General features: G+C 31.8%; 15 protein-coding genes. 6 read left to right on the plus strand and 9 right to left on the minus strand.

Annotation, left to right across the window (positions count from 1 at the left end; all coding sequences use genetic code 11):
* Position 1: 1 nt before the first annotated feature.
* From OQ292_RS09225 to OQ292_RS09265, 9 genes are all read right to left on the minus strand, one after another.
* Positions 2-235, minus strand: coding sequence for a 4a-hydroxytetrahydrobiopterin dehydratase (locus tag OQ292_RS09225; protein ID WP_284685772.1), 234 nt, complete (start codon positions 233-235; stop codon positions 2-4).
* 110 nt (positions 236-345) lie between these two features.
* Positions 346-759, minus strand: coding sequence for a DUF6691 family protein (locus OQ292_RS09230; RefSeq protein ID WP_284685773.1), 414 nt, complete (start codon positions 757-759; stop codon positions 346-348).
* Between the two features lie 22 nt (positions 760-781).
* A complete protein-coding gene (locus tag OQ292_RS09235; protein WP_284685774.1) occupies positions 782-1,351 on the minus strand; it encodes a YeeE/YedE family protein in 570 nt (189 codons plus the stop codon).
* Positions 1,352-1,434: 83 nt separating this feature from the next.
* Positions 1,435-1,743 carry an ArsR/SmtB family transcription factor gene (locus tag OQ292_RS09240; protein ID WP_284685775.1) on the minus strand — a complete coding sequence of 103 codons (309 nt, stop codon included), beginning with the start codon at positions 1,741-1,743 and terminating at the stop codon, positions 1,435-1,437.
* Between the two features lie 129 nt (positions 1,744-1,872).
* Positions 1,873-3,426, minus strand: coding sequence for a T9SS response regulator signal transducer PorX (gene porX / locus OQ292_RS09245; RefSeq protein WP_284685776.1), 1,554 nt, complete (start codon positions 3,424-3,426; stop codon positions 1,873-1,875).
* Between the two features lie 108 nt (positions 3,427-3,534).
* Entirely contained in the window at positions 3,535-4,725 is a 1,191-nt protein-coding gene (locus OQ292_RS09250) for a porin (RefSeq protein WP_284685777.1), read from the minus strand.
* 31 nt (positions 4,726-4,756) lie between these two features.
* Entirely contained in the window at positions 4,757-5,431 is a 675-nt protein-coding gene (gene mnmC2 / locus OQ292_RS09255) for a tRNA (5-methylaminomethyl-2-thiouridine)(34)-methyltransferase MnmC2 (protein ID WP_284685778.1), read from the minus strand.
* A gap of 60 nt (positions 5,432-5,491) precedes the next feature.
* Positions 5,492-6,670, minus strand: coding sequence for a sensor histidine kinase (locus tag OQ292_RS09260; protein WP_284685779.1), 1,179 nt, complete (start codon positions 6,668-6,670; stop codon positions 5,492-5,494).
* Between the two features lie 90 nt (positions 6,671-6,760).
* Positions 6,761-7,438, minus strand: a complete 678-nt coding sequence (locus OQ292_RS09265) for a ComF family protein (RefSeq protein WP_284685780.1) — start codon at positions 7,436-7,438, stop codon at positions 6,761-6,763.
* Between the two features lie 95 nt (positions 7,439-7,533).
* On the opposite strand from OQ292_RS09265, the gene OQ292_RS09270 reads away from it, so the two are divergent.
* The 6 genes from OQ292_RS09270 (at position 7,534) to OQ292_RS09295 (ending at position 14,892) form a co-directional block, all read left to right on the plus strand.
* Entirely contained in the window at positions 7,534-7,878 is a 345-nt protein-coding gene (locus OQ292_RS09270; RefSeq protein ID WP_284685781.1) for a carboxymuconolactone decarboxylase family protein, read from the plus strand.
* A 7-nt stretch (positions 7,879-7,885) separates the two neighbouring features.
* Positions 7,886-8,251, plus strand: coding sequence for a hypothetical protein (locus OQ292_RS09275; protein ID WP_284685782.1), 366 nt, complete (start codon positions 7,886-7,888; stop codon positions 8,249-8,251).
* Positions 8,252-8,305: 54 nt separating this feature from the next.
* Positions 8,306-9,076 carry an exodeoxyribonuclease III gene (locus OQ292_RS09280; protein WP_284685783.1) on the plus strand — a complete coding sequence of 257 codons (771 nt, stop codon included), beginning with the start codon at positions 8,306-8,308 and terminating at the stop codon, positions 9,074-9,076.
* A gap of 171 nt (positions 9,077-9,247) precedes the next feature.
* Positions 9,248-11,011, plus strand: coding sequence for an ABC transporter substrate-binding protein (locus OQ292_RS09285; RefSeq protein ID WP_284685784.1), 1,764 nt, complete (start codon positions 9,248-9,250; stop codon positions 11,009-11,011).
* A gap of 97 nt (positions 11,012-11,108) precedes the next feature.
* Positions 11,109-14,465, plus strand: coding sequence for a DUF4175 family protein (locus tag OQ292_RS09290; RefSeq protein WP_284685785.1), 3,357 nt, complete (start codon positions 11,109-11,111; stop codon positions 14,463-14,465).
* Positions 14,437-14,892, plus strand: a complete 456-nt coding sequence (locus OQ292_RS09295) for an ATP-binding protein (protein ID WP_431733763.1) — start codon at positions 14,437-14,439, stop codon at positions 14,890-14,892. The genes OQ292_RS09290 and OQ292_RS09295 overlap by 29 nt, the downstream gene beginning before the upstream one ends.
* The last annotated feature ends 24 nt before the right edge of the window (positions 14,893-14,916 follow it).

Genomic DNA, 14,916 nt, shown 5'->3' on the forward strand with positions numbered 1-14,916 from the left:
ATTAGACTAACAAGGCATCGATACTATCTGCCAGTTTGTGGTCTTTTTCTGTTACAATGTCTCCTGCATCGTGTGTATTTAAAAAAATCTCAACTTTATTATACACATTTGTCCAGTATGGGTGATGGTTTTGTTTCTCTGCCAATAAGGCAACTTTAGTCATAAAAGAGAATGCCTCTACAAAATCTCTGAATTCAAAAGTTTTTACGAGATAATTATTTTTTACTTGCCACATAGTCTACAAATTTATAGTTCAGTGTAAATTGGTTAAAGGGTATAAGAATTATACCTACACATTCTATATATGTTTACAGATAATTGGGCAATTTGTTTATAAATACTATACTAATGTGGTAGTTTTTTACTCAAAATGCCATAAACAAAAGTACCTAATAGAGCACTCAAGAAAATCACAATATAGATTGAAAAACCATTTCCTATGAGTATAAATATTGGTCCTGGGCAAGCACCTGTTAATGCCCAACCTAATCCAAAAATTGAGCCTCCAACAATATAGCGAATTACCGTTTTTTCTTTAACTACAAAGTTTATGGGCTTTTTATCTAATGATTTAATATCAAATTTTTTAATAACAATATTGATAATTGCACCTAGCAAAACCGCAGAGCCAATTACACCATACATGTGAAAAGATTGAAACCTAAACATCTCTTGAATTCTAAACCAAGAGATTACTTCAGACTTAGTAAGTATAACACCAAATATTATCCCTAGTAGAATATACTTGAGAGCTTTCATTATATATCTTTTAATTTGTTAGTTAAAATATTAATGGAAACAGAAGATGAGTGGCTATTAAACCTCCTATAAAAAAACCTATTACAGCAATTACTGAGGGTATTTGCAAATTAGCCAGTCCAGTAATAGCATGCCCCGAAGTACAACCATCTGCATACCTAGTACCAAAACCTATTAAGAAACCTCCTACTATAAAAAATATAAAACCTCTGAAAGTGAGAAGGTTTTGCCAGTTAAATAAGTCTTCAGGAATTGTATTATTGAAGTTAGAAATACCCAATTCTTTTAAATCTTGAATTGTGTTCTCGTTTAAATCTATTGGCAAATCATTTTTTAGATATAATTGAGCAATAGCTCCACCGATAATTAATCCTAAAACAAATAGTAAGTTCCAGCTATATGCTTTCCAGTCTATATTAAAAAATTGGTATTTCTTTCCAGCACCAAGAATGGTACACATGGTTTTTAAATTAGAAGAAATACCCAATTTTCTACCACTTATTATAAGAGAAAAATATACGAGAGCAATCATAGGCCCTGCAACATACCATGGCCATGGTTGTTTTATAGCTTCAAAAACTGATTGAATCATGTAGCTTCAGTAAAAGGTATAAACATTATTTAGTATACTAACAAATAGTCGTACGTTTAGAAGCATTGTAATCACGATTATTGTTATTTAATAATAGAGCAGTTCTCCATACATTCGAAGATTCTCAAGATATGATTATCGGCAAGCTTATAGTAAATATTTTTTCCTTCCCTATGAGATTTAAGAATTCCTTTGTCTTTCATTTTTATTAAATGATGCGACAAAAGTGATTGCTCTATATTTGTGTGTTCTTTAAGTGCAGTAACTGAAAGCTGATGGTCTTTTTCTAATGCTTCCAATATAGATATTCTTACAGGATGCGCAATTGTTTTTAAAATTTCAGCAACTTTATTCAGGGTTTTTAGATCAAATCTACTTTGTATATTTTCCATAATCTTTTAAATATCCAACAAAAATATGAACACTTATTCATATTTAAAAATCAATGCCCACCTTAATGAAATAAAAAAGGCCACTAAATCAAGTGACCTTCATAAATTTAGCTTATTTGTTTAACTCTCTTATTTTGCTGAAAGTTTTACACAAGGTATAATCATCTCTTCTAATGAGATACCACCATGCTGAAATGTATCTTTATAATACTTAACATAGTGATTGTAATTATTTGGATATGCAAAGAAATAATCTTCTGTAGCAAAAACATAAGAAGTAGATACATTGATCTTAGGCAAATAAAACGCATTTGGATTATCTGCTACAAGTACGTTTTTCTTATCAAAGCTTAAGTTTTTACCTTGCTTATATCTTAAATTGGTATTTGTATTTCTATCACCAATTATTTTATAAGGTCTTTTACAACGAATAGTACCGTGGTCTGTACTAATAACAACTTTCGCTTTTTTACTTGCTAAAACTTTTAGTGTTTCGAGTAGGGGAGAGTGCATAAACCATGAATATGTTAACGAACGGTATGCTGGTTCATCTGGTGCTAGCTCTCTAATCATTTCAGTATCGGTACGAGCATGAGATAGCATATCTACAAAGTTGTAAACTATCACATTTAGCTTGTTATTCATCAAATTATGAATATTATCAAGCACATGCTTACCTTGGTTTACATGAATTACTTTATTATAAGATGCTTTTGCATTTATTCTTCTTCTCTTTAATTGTCTTAAAAGAAATTCTTCCTCATTGTTGTTTTTACCTCCTTCTTCATCATCTCCCAACCAGATATCGCTATCATGCTTGGCCATATCAGATGGCAACATACCTGAGAAAATTGAATTTCTAGCGTAAGCTGTAGTTGTAGGTAATATAGAATAGTAAGTAGATTCCTCTTCTACATTATAGTAGTCAGAAATTAATGGCTCAAGTACTTTCCATTGATCAAACCTAAGGTTATCTATTACTATAAAAAAGACAGGATTCTCATTATCTAATTCAGGAAAAACTTTTTCTTTCATTAATTCATGAGAAAGAATTGGTCTGTCGTCTACCTCATCGTTTATCCAGCTTTCGTAATTATCTTTAATAAACTTGGTAAAGTTTACATTGGCTTCTGTTTTTTGCATATCGAGCACATCCATCATGCTCTTGTTTTCTGTATCGTTAATTTCCAGATCCCAATAAACAAGCTTTTTATAAATTTCTACCCAATCGCTATAATCCATGTCATCAAAAAATGCCATGCTTATTTTCTGGAAATCTTGCTGGTAACTATGGTTAGTTCTTTCGCTTACGATTCTTTTCTTATCAAGAGTTTTCTTTACTGAAAGTAAAATCTGATTAGGATTGATTGGTTTAATGAGGTAATCTTCAATCTTGGCTCCAATAGCTTCTTCCATTATGTGTTCCTCTTCACTTTTGGTGATCATAATTACAGGAATATTTGGTCTAATCTGCTTAATCTGAGTAAGCGTTTCGATACCATTCATTCCTGGCATATTTTCATCCAGAAAAATTACATCGTAGTTTTCGTGTTCACACTTCTCTATCGCATCAGCGCCACTATTAACACCTGTAATGTCGTAGCCTTTTTTATTTAAAAACATTATATGTGGCTTGAGAAGATCAATCTCGTCATCAGCCCATAGGATATTATATCTTTGCATAAGAATTACTTGTATAAGAAAAAAATTAAATCAAGAATAAGATATTATAACGGGTTGCGAAAATGAGAGTTAATTATTCTGTCTTATTTAACATTATTTAATACGAAATCAGAAATTAACTCCAATAGAAGCTGTAATGGCAAAATTTTCTGAACCTCTTACAGATTCATCGTCCTGATCTTTTTCAAATAGATTTTCTGATGCCGTTAACAACTTTCCTTCAATTCTAAAAAATGCATTAGAAACTGGTGAGTAATCTAGTCCGGCAGAAACACTACTAATTTTGTGCTCAACGGGGTAGATGTTCATTATTACTCGATCAGGATCGTTAAAGTGTTCTAGTCTGCCGGTTACTTTCCAGTAATTACTTAATGAATAGTTTATTAAAAATACAGTACCCCACCAACTTGTAAAATCACCATTGTTTCGTGTTTCTAGTTTGTCTGAGCCAATGTCAAAAGCTAGTGCAGTATATAATTTTTCTGATGGTTGCCAGATTACATAAAGGTTGTGAAAAATTCTGAAACTTTCAACTCCATCGGGTGTATTATTTCCTTCTCCAAAAAAAGAACTTGAGTTAAAAGTTAAAGTACTATTAGGAGTAAAAGTGACTTGTGTTGCTAATGCTTTATTGTCATTATTTTCTTTAATATTTTGCCAACCATTTAAAACTAAGAAAGAAGCAAACCACTTATCATTTATTTGATAAGAAAGCTTTACACCCGATTCATAAAACGGAGAATTATGCGCCACTAAACTTCTCGTAAGATTTGGATTATTTGGACCTATCGCTCCTTCAATTCCAATGTGAGATGGAAAAATTCCGGCATCTAACCATAATCCATCTTTAATTTTAAAACCTACATTTGCCTCTAACACATTCTGAAACAATTGCTCTTCTGCAGCATAATTACTCACTGCATAATCACCAGCAACTAATGCAAAATTTCCACGTACTAGATTTTTTTCGTAGGCTAAACCCAAGTAAGCTGTGTTTACATTAATTGCATTGGTTTTAGTGTGGGAGTATAAAAAACCAGGTCTGTTTCCTGATGCAGGATCATTAAAACCGTAAGAATAATATACATCAATTCCTCCATATGCTTTAAAACCACTCAAAAGAGAGTCTAATTGGGCATTTGCATCTATACTGATCAAGAAAGTTAAAGAAAGAAATATTTTGATAAAGTTTGTGCAAGTTTTTGAACAGCTTATTGCTAGATCTTTTCTTAAAAACTTTACAAATAACAAAGAAGAATTACTCTCTCTAGAGAGAATACATTTAGCTGAATTGTACATGATATAAGTTGAAAAAATATATAGATAATGATTATTTAATTCCTCGCGTCATTTCTCTTTTACCAGGAGGGCCGGGAATAGATTCGACTGTCATTTCTAAAGATTTTAAATTTCTTTTGAAGACACCCATTGCGCAATAAGTAACTAAAACACCTTTTGTTTTTAATGAAGTTATTGCATTTTGCAAAGATTCTACTTCCCAAAGTTCTGGTTGCTTTCTTGGGGCAAAAGCATCAAAATAAACCAAATCAAACTGCTCTGAAAAAGAAAGGTTTTCTAGACCAGTTGTGGTCTTTACTATACTAAAGTTTTCTACAACTTTATTTTCTACTTCCCAAGGTAATTCATGTAATTGATTGTAGTATGGTTGATAAGTTAGCTCAAAAAGTGATTTGTAATTTAGCTTTTCAATTACTTCAGTTTCTACGGGGTAGGGCTCCAGTGTGTAATAAAAAACTTCTAAGTCTTTTTCTATAGCAGCTTGCAATGTAAGCATCGCATTTAAGCCAGTTCCAAAACCAATCTCTAAAATCGATATTTTTTTTTGATCAGGTTTTTTTTCAGAATAATAGGATAATCCTTCTTTTATAAAAACATGTTTTGACTCTGTGAGAGCTCCATGTGTTGAATGGTAGGTTTCATTCAATGCTTCATTAAACAAGGTGTGTGAACCATCACCTGTTTCAATTATCTTCAGTGGTTTCATGTGTTATCTATTTTTATAGAAAACTATAAATATCAATGTGTGTTGGCTAATCTAATTTAATCAATCTTTTGGGAAAGAAATTCTAAACGTAGTTCCTACATCAATTTCAGATTTTAGAACAAAAATTCTTCCTCGGTGATAATTTTCAACGATTCTTTTTACTAAGGTAAGACCTAAACCCCAACCTCTCTTTTTAGTAGTAAACCCTGGTTGAAATATGGATTTAATTTTTGATTTTGGTATGCCCTTACCGGTATCACTTATATCAATATAGAGAAACCTATGATCTTTAGAATTTCTTAGATAAATATCAATCTTACCTACACCACTCATGGCATCGACTGCATTCTTACAAATATTTTCAATAATCCACTCAAACAATGGAATATTTATTTTTGCCATCATGTCATGTTCAATCTTAGGAGTAATGCTAAATTTTACTTTAGTGGAAACTCTCTTTTGCAGATAATTTACTATATTCTCTACAGCTTCCAATACATTCTCTTCTACCAAAGAAGGCTCCGAACCTATGCTTGAAAACCTTGCAGTAATCATTTCGAGACGTTGCAAATCTTTGGTTAACTCAGGGATTATACTTTGATCAAAATTTTCATCTGCTTTAAAAAATTCTATCCACGCCATTAATGAAGAAATAGGTGTACCTAACTGGTGGGCTGTTTCTTTAGCTAAGCCAACCCAAACTCTGTTTTGCTCTGCCCGTCTTGTAGAACTAAAAACAAAGTAGGCTAATACCGAAAGAATAGCAATACCAGTAATCTGCATATACGAAAAATACCGAAGCTGTACGATAGCTTCTGAATTATCATAATAAATGTATTGCTTAAAATCTGGGCCGAGGTCCATTTCAATTGGCTCGTAAACCTCTTTCATTTTTTCGATATGCTTTAAAAGCAATTTATTTTCTTCTTCGGCACTAAGATTAGGCGAAACGTCAATATTTCTCCAGTGAATTGGTTCACCTTTATCGTCTGTTACAATACAAGGTACAGATAATTCTGTATGTATAATTTCTGTAAACACGAAATTGAGTTCTTCATCACTGGCTGAGGTTACAACAAACTCTAGGGCACTAGCAAATAAATTAATCTGTTTTTTTTCTCGATCTGCTAAATGTTGAACTAATGAGTTTGTATAAAAAAGTGAGAATAAACCTATCAATAAAGCAATTGCAACAATTATCCACTTCAGTTTCTCTTTATTCTGATATATGCTGATCATGTATTTATTCTTCTAAAAAAATAGGAACAGATAAAGATAAGCAGCCCAAACTAAATTTTTATAGAGAAAGAAAACAAGAAGGTAAAATAATTATGCAGTAGCTATGGCAGAAAAGCTAATTTTTGAAGCTCCAGCTTCTAATAATTTTACACCACAAGCCTCAAGAGTTGAACCTGTAGTTACTACATCATCGGCTATTAGTATATGTTTTCCCTTTACCAATTCAGGTTTTTCAACAAAAAATATTTCACTCACATTCATCCATCTATCAAATCGGCTTTTCTTGGTTTGCGTCTTTGTATCTGTTTTTCTACTTAGTACATTAGCATTATAAGATATATTTAAATAAGTAGCAATTCTTCTGGCATAACCATCTACCTGATTGTAGCCTCTTTTTCTGAGTTTATGTTTATGTAATGGAATCGCCACAACCATATCTATGTTTTCGATATAGTTACACGATTGTATTTGAGCTCCATGCCAATTACCTAACAACTCACTTATTTCTTCAACACCTTTATATTTTAAATGGTGAAGCAATTGTTGAACTTTTCCGGGTCTAACATATCTTAAATAAGCGAATGCATGTTGAACTGGCAATTTGCCATAAAACTTTGCCTTAAAATCATTCTCATTATATAGGTAATGATCTGTTGTAGGTAACTCAGCTCTACAATTAGTGCAAATAAATTTTTCTGCTTCATTAGTAAGTTCATTGCAACAAACACAAGAAGCAGGAAAAAGTAATGAAATAAAATCACGAATCATTACTATTTTTGAATTAATAAATTACAAAAAACACTAGTTTATTCTAGATAAATACTTAAACTAAAAACTTTATTTTAAATTTTTATTATACTGCAATGAATAAGATTGAAGAGTTTAGATCATTCAGAAGTAAAATGAATGAAAAACTGATCAACTCAGATGATAAAGTAGTGAAAAGAATTTTCAGTTTAGATTCTTTGGCTTACAAAGAAGGTAAACTGAATGTGCAGACTAAAGAATTAATTGGTTTAACTTGTTCATTGGTACTTCGCTGCGACGATTGTGTTAAATATCATATAGAAAAATGTGTAGAAACCGGTTTGAGCAAAGAAGAAATTCTAGAAGCCATGTCATTATCTACACTTGTAGGTGGCACAATTGTAATTCCTCATTTGAGAAGAGGCTATGATTATCTTGAAGAAGTTTTAAACGAAAAATAAAAATTATATGGATCTTTCCAGATTCAAAGACCAGCTTTCAGTTGAACAACAGTGGGATGTACTAACTGCAAAAATTTCCAGAAATATGGGAGTAAAAAAGCCAGATTTAAATGCTGTTTTATTTCTTATTGGAATTCAGGAGTTAGGACAGGGTATGCAATATTTTAGCAAAGAAGAAAAACAAGACTTAATGCATATAGCAATATGTAAGGCACTTTCTTTTTCTGGTTATTACGAATTAATCGGATTAGATGATAACGGTTGGCCCCATTGGGAACTCAAAAAAAAGCTACCTTTTATCGATCTTCTATCACAAGAAGATTTTCTAAAAATGCATATTATTGAATACTTTGAGAAAGAAGTACAGTGGTAAAGTTTTATTAAGCCACAGTAATTTCATTTTATAATTCAAATCACAAAAACACACATGGTTAGTTTAATCAGCTATAATGTTAATGGAATTAGAGCCGCATTAAAAAAAGGTTTTGCTGAATGGCTAGTAGAAGAGAATCCAGACATTATATGTTTACAAGAAATTAAAGCTTCACCTGATCAAATAGATACTACTATTTTTTCAGAATTAGGTTATGAGCATTATTGGTTTCCTGCAGAAAAAAAAGGGTATAGTGGAGTAGCAGTTCTAACTAAAAAAACACCTGATAATGTAGTTTATGGAATGGATAATGAAATCTATGATTTTGAAGGAAGATTAATCAGACTAGATTTTGGTGATATTACCTTAATAAATACATACATGCCATCTGGTACTAGTGGAGATATAAGACAAACCTTTAAGTACAAATGGCTAGATGACTTTTTTGATTATATAAATGAGTTAAAAAAGGAAAGAGAAAATATAATTATATGTGGCGATTTCAATATTTGCCATAAAGAAATAGACATTCATAATCCGGTTAGCAACAAAAAATCTTCAGGTTTTCTTCCAGAAGAAAGAGCTTGGGTAACTAAATTTATCGAGTCTGGTTTTACCGATGCCTATCGTCACTTTAATAAAGACCCACACAAATACAGCTGGTGGAGTTACAGAGCTGGAGCAAGAAAGAATAACAAAGGTTGGCGCATCGATTATTTTATGACAACCACTAGCCTAAATAATAGACTTACTGAAAGTGATATTTTAATGGATGTGATTCATTCGGACCATTGTCCAATTAAGATCAAAATGACTTTTGAATAACAATTAAGTTTCATTGTATATAAATTTTATCAATTAATCTACGAAAACTGATTTTGCAAATACTTAACCTAATTGCTCATCGTAGAAATAGAAACCTGCAAATTTACTTCTAGTTTGTACGTTGGAAGTTCTAGGTAAAAAAATCAGTATTTAAATTGATAATTATATACAATGAAACATTTCCTGAAAATTTTTGTGATCTCCGGACTCCTGTTTTCTGCGTGTACTCCAAGCGCGCCTGAAGAAAATATATATGAGTTAAAAGAGATGAAAGGAGGTAGGTTTTATGGAGGCATGTTCAAACTAAATGAATCTGAGTACATAAAATCTTTAAATCCACTTAGTATAATCGATGTTTATTCTTACAGAGTCGCTTCCCAAGTTTATGAAGGTCTGTTTAAATTCAATCAAGTTGATATTACTCACGTAGAAACTGGCTTGGTTGAATCATACATGGTTAGCGACGACCAAACAAAATATACCTTTCACTTAAGACAAGGAGTATTTTTCCACGATGACGAGTGTTTCGAAGGAGGAAAAGGAAGAGAGTTTACATCTGCTGATGTTTTGTATTGCTTTAAAAGGTTATGTACTCAAGATAAAAATAACTTAAGTTTTAATTTATTCTCAGGAATTGTAAAAGGTGCTGATGAATATTACAAAGCAACAAAAGGTGGCAATACGCCAAATATTGATTTAGAAGGTGTAAAAGCTCTAGATGATTACACTGTAGAAATAGAGTTATTAAAAGCTAATTCAGTTTTTCTTTTCAATCTTGCGAGACCAGGTGCATTTATCTATCCTCAAGAAGCTGTTGAAAAATACGGTGATGAAATGAGAATTAAATGTGTAGGAACTGGTCCGTTCAATATCGATATGATTGATGAGGACATTTCTATTCTTCTTAAAAGAAATGAAAACTATTATAAAACAGACGAATTTGGAAACAAACTACCTTACCTTTCTGCCATTAATGTAAGATTCCTAAAAGACAAAAAAATTGAATTGATGGAATTTAAAAAAGGCAACCTTGATATGATGTATCGTCTACCAACAGATCATATCATAGAAATATTAGACGATGCCGCTACAAACGAAGATGGAACTGCTCCACAATTTGAGCTTCAAAGAGAAGCAGAAATGTCTACTCAGTATCTAGCTTTCAATAACTTTAAAGGAATCTTTACTGATATTAATGTGAGAAAAGCATTGTCTTTTGCTATTGATCGCGAAAAAATACTTGACTATGTTTTAAATGGAGAGGGATATGATATCGGAAAATATGGTTTTACTCCTCCATCATTCAGAAATTACGACATTACTCAAATACAAGGTTATAACTTTAATTTAGATTCAGCAAGACTATATCTTAAAAAAGCAGGGTATCCAGAAGGTAAAGGATTTCCAGAAGTTACTTTAGATTTAAATGCTGAAGGTGAGAGATATACAAACGTAGCAACTGAAGTTCAAAAACAATTAAAAGATCATTTGAACATCAACATCAATATTAATGTTGCTCCTATATCACAAATTACAGAAAAAAGTTTATCAGGTAGTTTTGATCTTTTAAGATTAGCATGGGTAGCAGATTACCCAAGTCCTGAAAACTTCTTGTGGTTTTTCTACAGCAAAAACCTTCCTGAAAACTTGGAAGATAAGTCTTATCCGAATTTTACAAGATATAATAATCCGGAATTTGACAAATACTATGAAAAAGCATTAAATTCATTAAATGAAACAGAGGCAAATAAAAATTTCATGATTGCAGAAAAATTACTCATGAAAGATGCTCCTGTACTTATGCTTTGGTATGACGAAGGATACAGACTATTACAATCTTATGTTAAAAACTTCCCGAATAATCCAATGCAATACAGAGATTTTACACAAGTGTACATGGTCCCTGTAAAAAAAGAGACTGATCAGGAAGGTTAAATAACAAGAAACTTGTTTTTTAAATGAAACCTCACTAAACTTTACTTGGTTTTATTAAGAAATCGTAGTAAAGTTTAGTGTCTCAACTTTTTCACCTATGCTCAAGAAAAATATTGAAGATTATAAGAGAAAGTATTATCTCAATCTTATCATTAAAGGTAGCATCTCTGCTATCTCTATTTTTTTAGCAATTTTCTACTTTGTAAATATTCTTGAGTACTTAGGGAATTTCAGCACTGTTCCGAGAGCCATTTTCTTTTACACTTTAATTTTAGCTCTGGGAGCATCTTTTTATTACTGGATATTTAAGCCACTCTACAAATTACTTAACAAACAGCAGCAAATAAGTGATCAAGATGCTGCTTTTCAAATCGGTTCTTACTTTCCACAAATTAAAGACAAGTTGCTAAATGCACTTCAACTGGAAAGTATGGAAAAAAATACCGACTTGATTGATGCTAGTCTTCAACAAAGGGAAACAGGTATTACAGGAATCAAATTTGCCGATGCAATTGATTTAAGAACAAATAAGAAATACCTCAAATACCTTACAATCCCTATTGTATTTATAATTATTACTTTACTGGTTAAACCAGATTTTTTTATTGTTAGCACTCCAAGAATAATCAATTATACTGAAAAGTATGAGTTAAAAGCTCCTTTCAATTTCATTATTCAAAATGAAGATTTAAAAACTTTTAAAAACGACGATTTCGAATTAAAAGTAAAAATGGAAGGTTCTGCACTACCTCAATCTGTGCAGATCATTACTTCTGATGGAAGAAAATTAAAAATGAATACTGATGATGCAAGTTCTTTTACTTTCAACTTCAGAAAAATACAAAGACCTATTAGTTTCCATTTCGAAGCATCTGGTTTTGAATCAGACTCTTACGATTTGGAAGTGCTTACCAGACCAAGTTTAAGAAACTTTAGTGTTTATTTAGAATATCCAGCATATGTAAATAAGCAATCTGAAAGAATTGAAAACACAGGTAATTTAATTGTACCAGAAGGAACAAAAGTTAACTGGCAATTTAAAACGCTGGAAGCTAAAGAGTTAGCTGTAAACTTTAATGACGAAGACGAAATTAAAGCTGAGAAAAATGATGAAGATATATTCAGTTTTAATAAAACTGCAGATAAAGCTGGTATTTATCAGATTTTACTCAAAAACGATTATAGCCAAAACAAAGATGTAATCGAATATTATATGAATGTAATTCCAGATGAGTTTCCTTCAATTTCAGTTAGACAATTTGAAGATACTGTAATGTATGACTATCTGGTTCTTGGTGGAAATATTGGAGACGATTACGGTATCACTTCTTTACAATTGAGATATAAAATTAGTGATCCGAATTTGAATAGTGAGAATGAAAAGTTTGAGTCTATAAATCTTAACTTTAATCCAGAAGTAATTAACCAAAGTTTCTTTTATAAACTGGATATCAATGAGTTAGAGATTAAGCAAGGTGAGAAGTTGGAATATTTTATTCAAGTTTGGGATAATGATGGAGTAAATGGAAGAAAAAGTAGCAAATCTTCTGTATTCCGATTTAAGCTGCCATCGAAAGAAGAGTTTAAAGCAGAGTTAGCAAAAAACAGCCAAGAAACACAAGACCAACTAGAAGAATCACTCAATAAAACAGAAGATTTAAATAAAGATATTGAAGACCTTCAAAATAAATTAAAAGGAAAGAAAAAGCTTGATTGGCAAGACAAGAAAAACATAGAGAAACTACTTGAAGAAAACGAGGATGTAAAAAAAGAAATAGAAAAACTAAAAAACCTCAACAAGCAGTTTAATCAGCAAAGTCAAAAATTCAATCAAGAAAACGAAAAGCTAGCTCAAAAAGCAGAGCAATTACAAAAGTTAATGGATGAGTTGCTCGACGAAGAAACTAAGAAATTGTATGAAGAACTTAATGAGCTTTTAGAGCAAAATTATATTAATCAGGAACTTCAAGAAAAACTGGACAATATTCAGCTAAAAGAAGAAACTCTGGAAAAAGAATTAGAAAGAGCTCTAGAATTATTTAAAAAACTTAAGTTCGACACTAAGGCAGAAGAAATAGCTAAAGAACTAGAAGAAATTGCTGAAAATCAGGAAAAACTTGCTGATGAAACGAAAGAGGCAAAAAATAAAGACCTTGAAGAGATAAAAGAAAAGCAAGACGAGTTAAACGAAGATTTTGAAGACATTAAAAAAGAGATGGACGAATTAAATGATATTAATGAGTCACTCGAAAACAAGAAAGATCTTGAGCAGTTTGATAAACAGGAACAGAATATTGAGCAAGAGCAACAAAATCTTCAAGAAAATCTAGAACAACAAAAACAAAAGAAGGCATCAGAATCTCAACAAAAAATGTCTGAGCAAATGGAGCAAATGGCTCAGAAAATGCAACAAATGCAGCAATCGATGGAAATGCAGCAAATGAATGAGAACTACGATGACCTAAGAAAAATTCTAGAAAACTTAATTACACTTTCTTTCGACCAAGAAGATGTGATGCTAGAGTTTCAGAAAGTGAAGAGAATTGATCCTAAATTTATTAAGTTAAGCCAAGATCAACTCAAATTAAAAGATGATGCAAAAATAATTGAAGACAGTTTAGTTGCACTTTCCAAAAGAGTTTTCCAAATTGAGTCTTTTGTAACCAGAGAGGTTACTCAAATGAATAAATACATGGATGAAAGTATGGATGCGATAAAAAAACGCACGCCAGAAATCGCAGCAAGTAAACAGCAATTTGCTATGACATCCATAAATAACTTAGCACTTTTACTCAATGATATTCTGAAGCAAATGCAACAGCAGATGAGTCAGTCAATGAGCGGACAACAAATGTCGGAAAAGCAGGGAGGTAGTCCAAAAATGAGTGATCTTCAGAAACAATTGAATAAAAAAATAGAAAACCTGAAAAAGAGTGGAAAGTCAGGCAGACAATTATCAGAAGAATTAGCTAAGTTAGCAGCAGAACAAGAAATGATTCGAAATTCCATGAAAAAAGGAATGGGGCAAGGTAAGATGGGAGAAAACGGAGAGCCTAAAAATGGATCAAACGAAAATGGTAAAGAGGAAGGAGGTAGTCAAGAAGGAGAAAACGGAGAAGATGGAAATGGAGGATATAAAGAACTTCTTGAAAACATGGAGAAAACAGAAGAAGATCTTGTAAATAAAAGGGTAACAGATGAATTACTTGAAAGACAAGCGCAAATTCTTACAAGATTACTCGAATCTGAAAAAGCAGAGAAAGAACGTGAACTAGATAATAAGCGCGAAGCAAAAACTGCTGAGCAGGATTTACAAAAAAATGCTCCTGAAGATTTCTCAGAGTATTTGAAACTCAAAGAGATGCAGATAGAGTTATTAAAGACGATACCGACTTCTTTAAATCAATATTATAAGAAGCAGGTGAATGAATATTTTAAGAAAATTAAAAATTAGAAGTAACTTGATTGAAAAGATGAGCAATTCATTAAAACTCAAGATTCCTTCGCTGATAGATAACATCAGGATTGTAGAAAGTTTTATCGACCACGCAAGGGAAACTTTTAATTTTAATGATGACATTTATGGCAACATTATGATTGCCGTGACTGAATCGGTGAATAATGCCATTATTCACGGAAACAAGAATGATAAAAATAAAAACGTCCATCTTGCTTTGGAGGTAGATAATTCTAATATCAACTTCATAGTAAAAGATGAAGGCAAGGGCTTTGACTATAGTAAGCTCCCTGATCCGACTGCACCAGAAAATATCGATAATCCTGGAGGGCGGGGAATATTCCTTATCAAACATCTTGCTGACGAAGTGAAATTTTTATCCAACGGTTCAGAGATAAAAATGATATTCTACATGAATGCTTAAATTGAGCGAGATGGGAAAAAGTGA

The organism is Chondrinema litorale, from assembly GCF_026250525.1.
Classification (GTDB): Bacteria; Bacteroidota; Bacteroidia; order Cytophagales; family Flammeovirgaceae; genus Chondrinema; species Chondrinema litorale.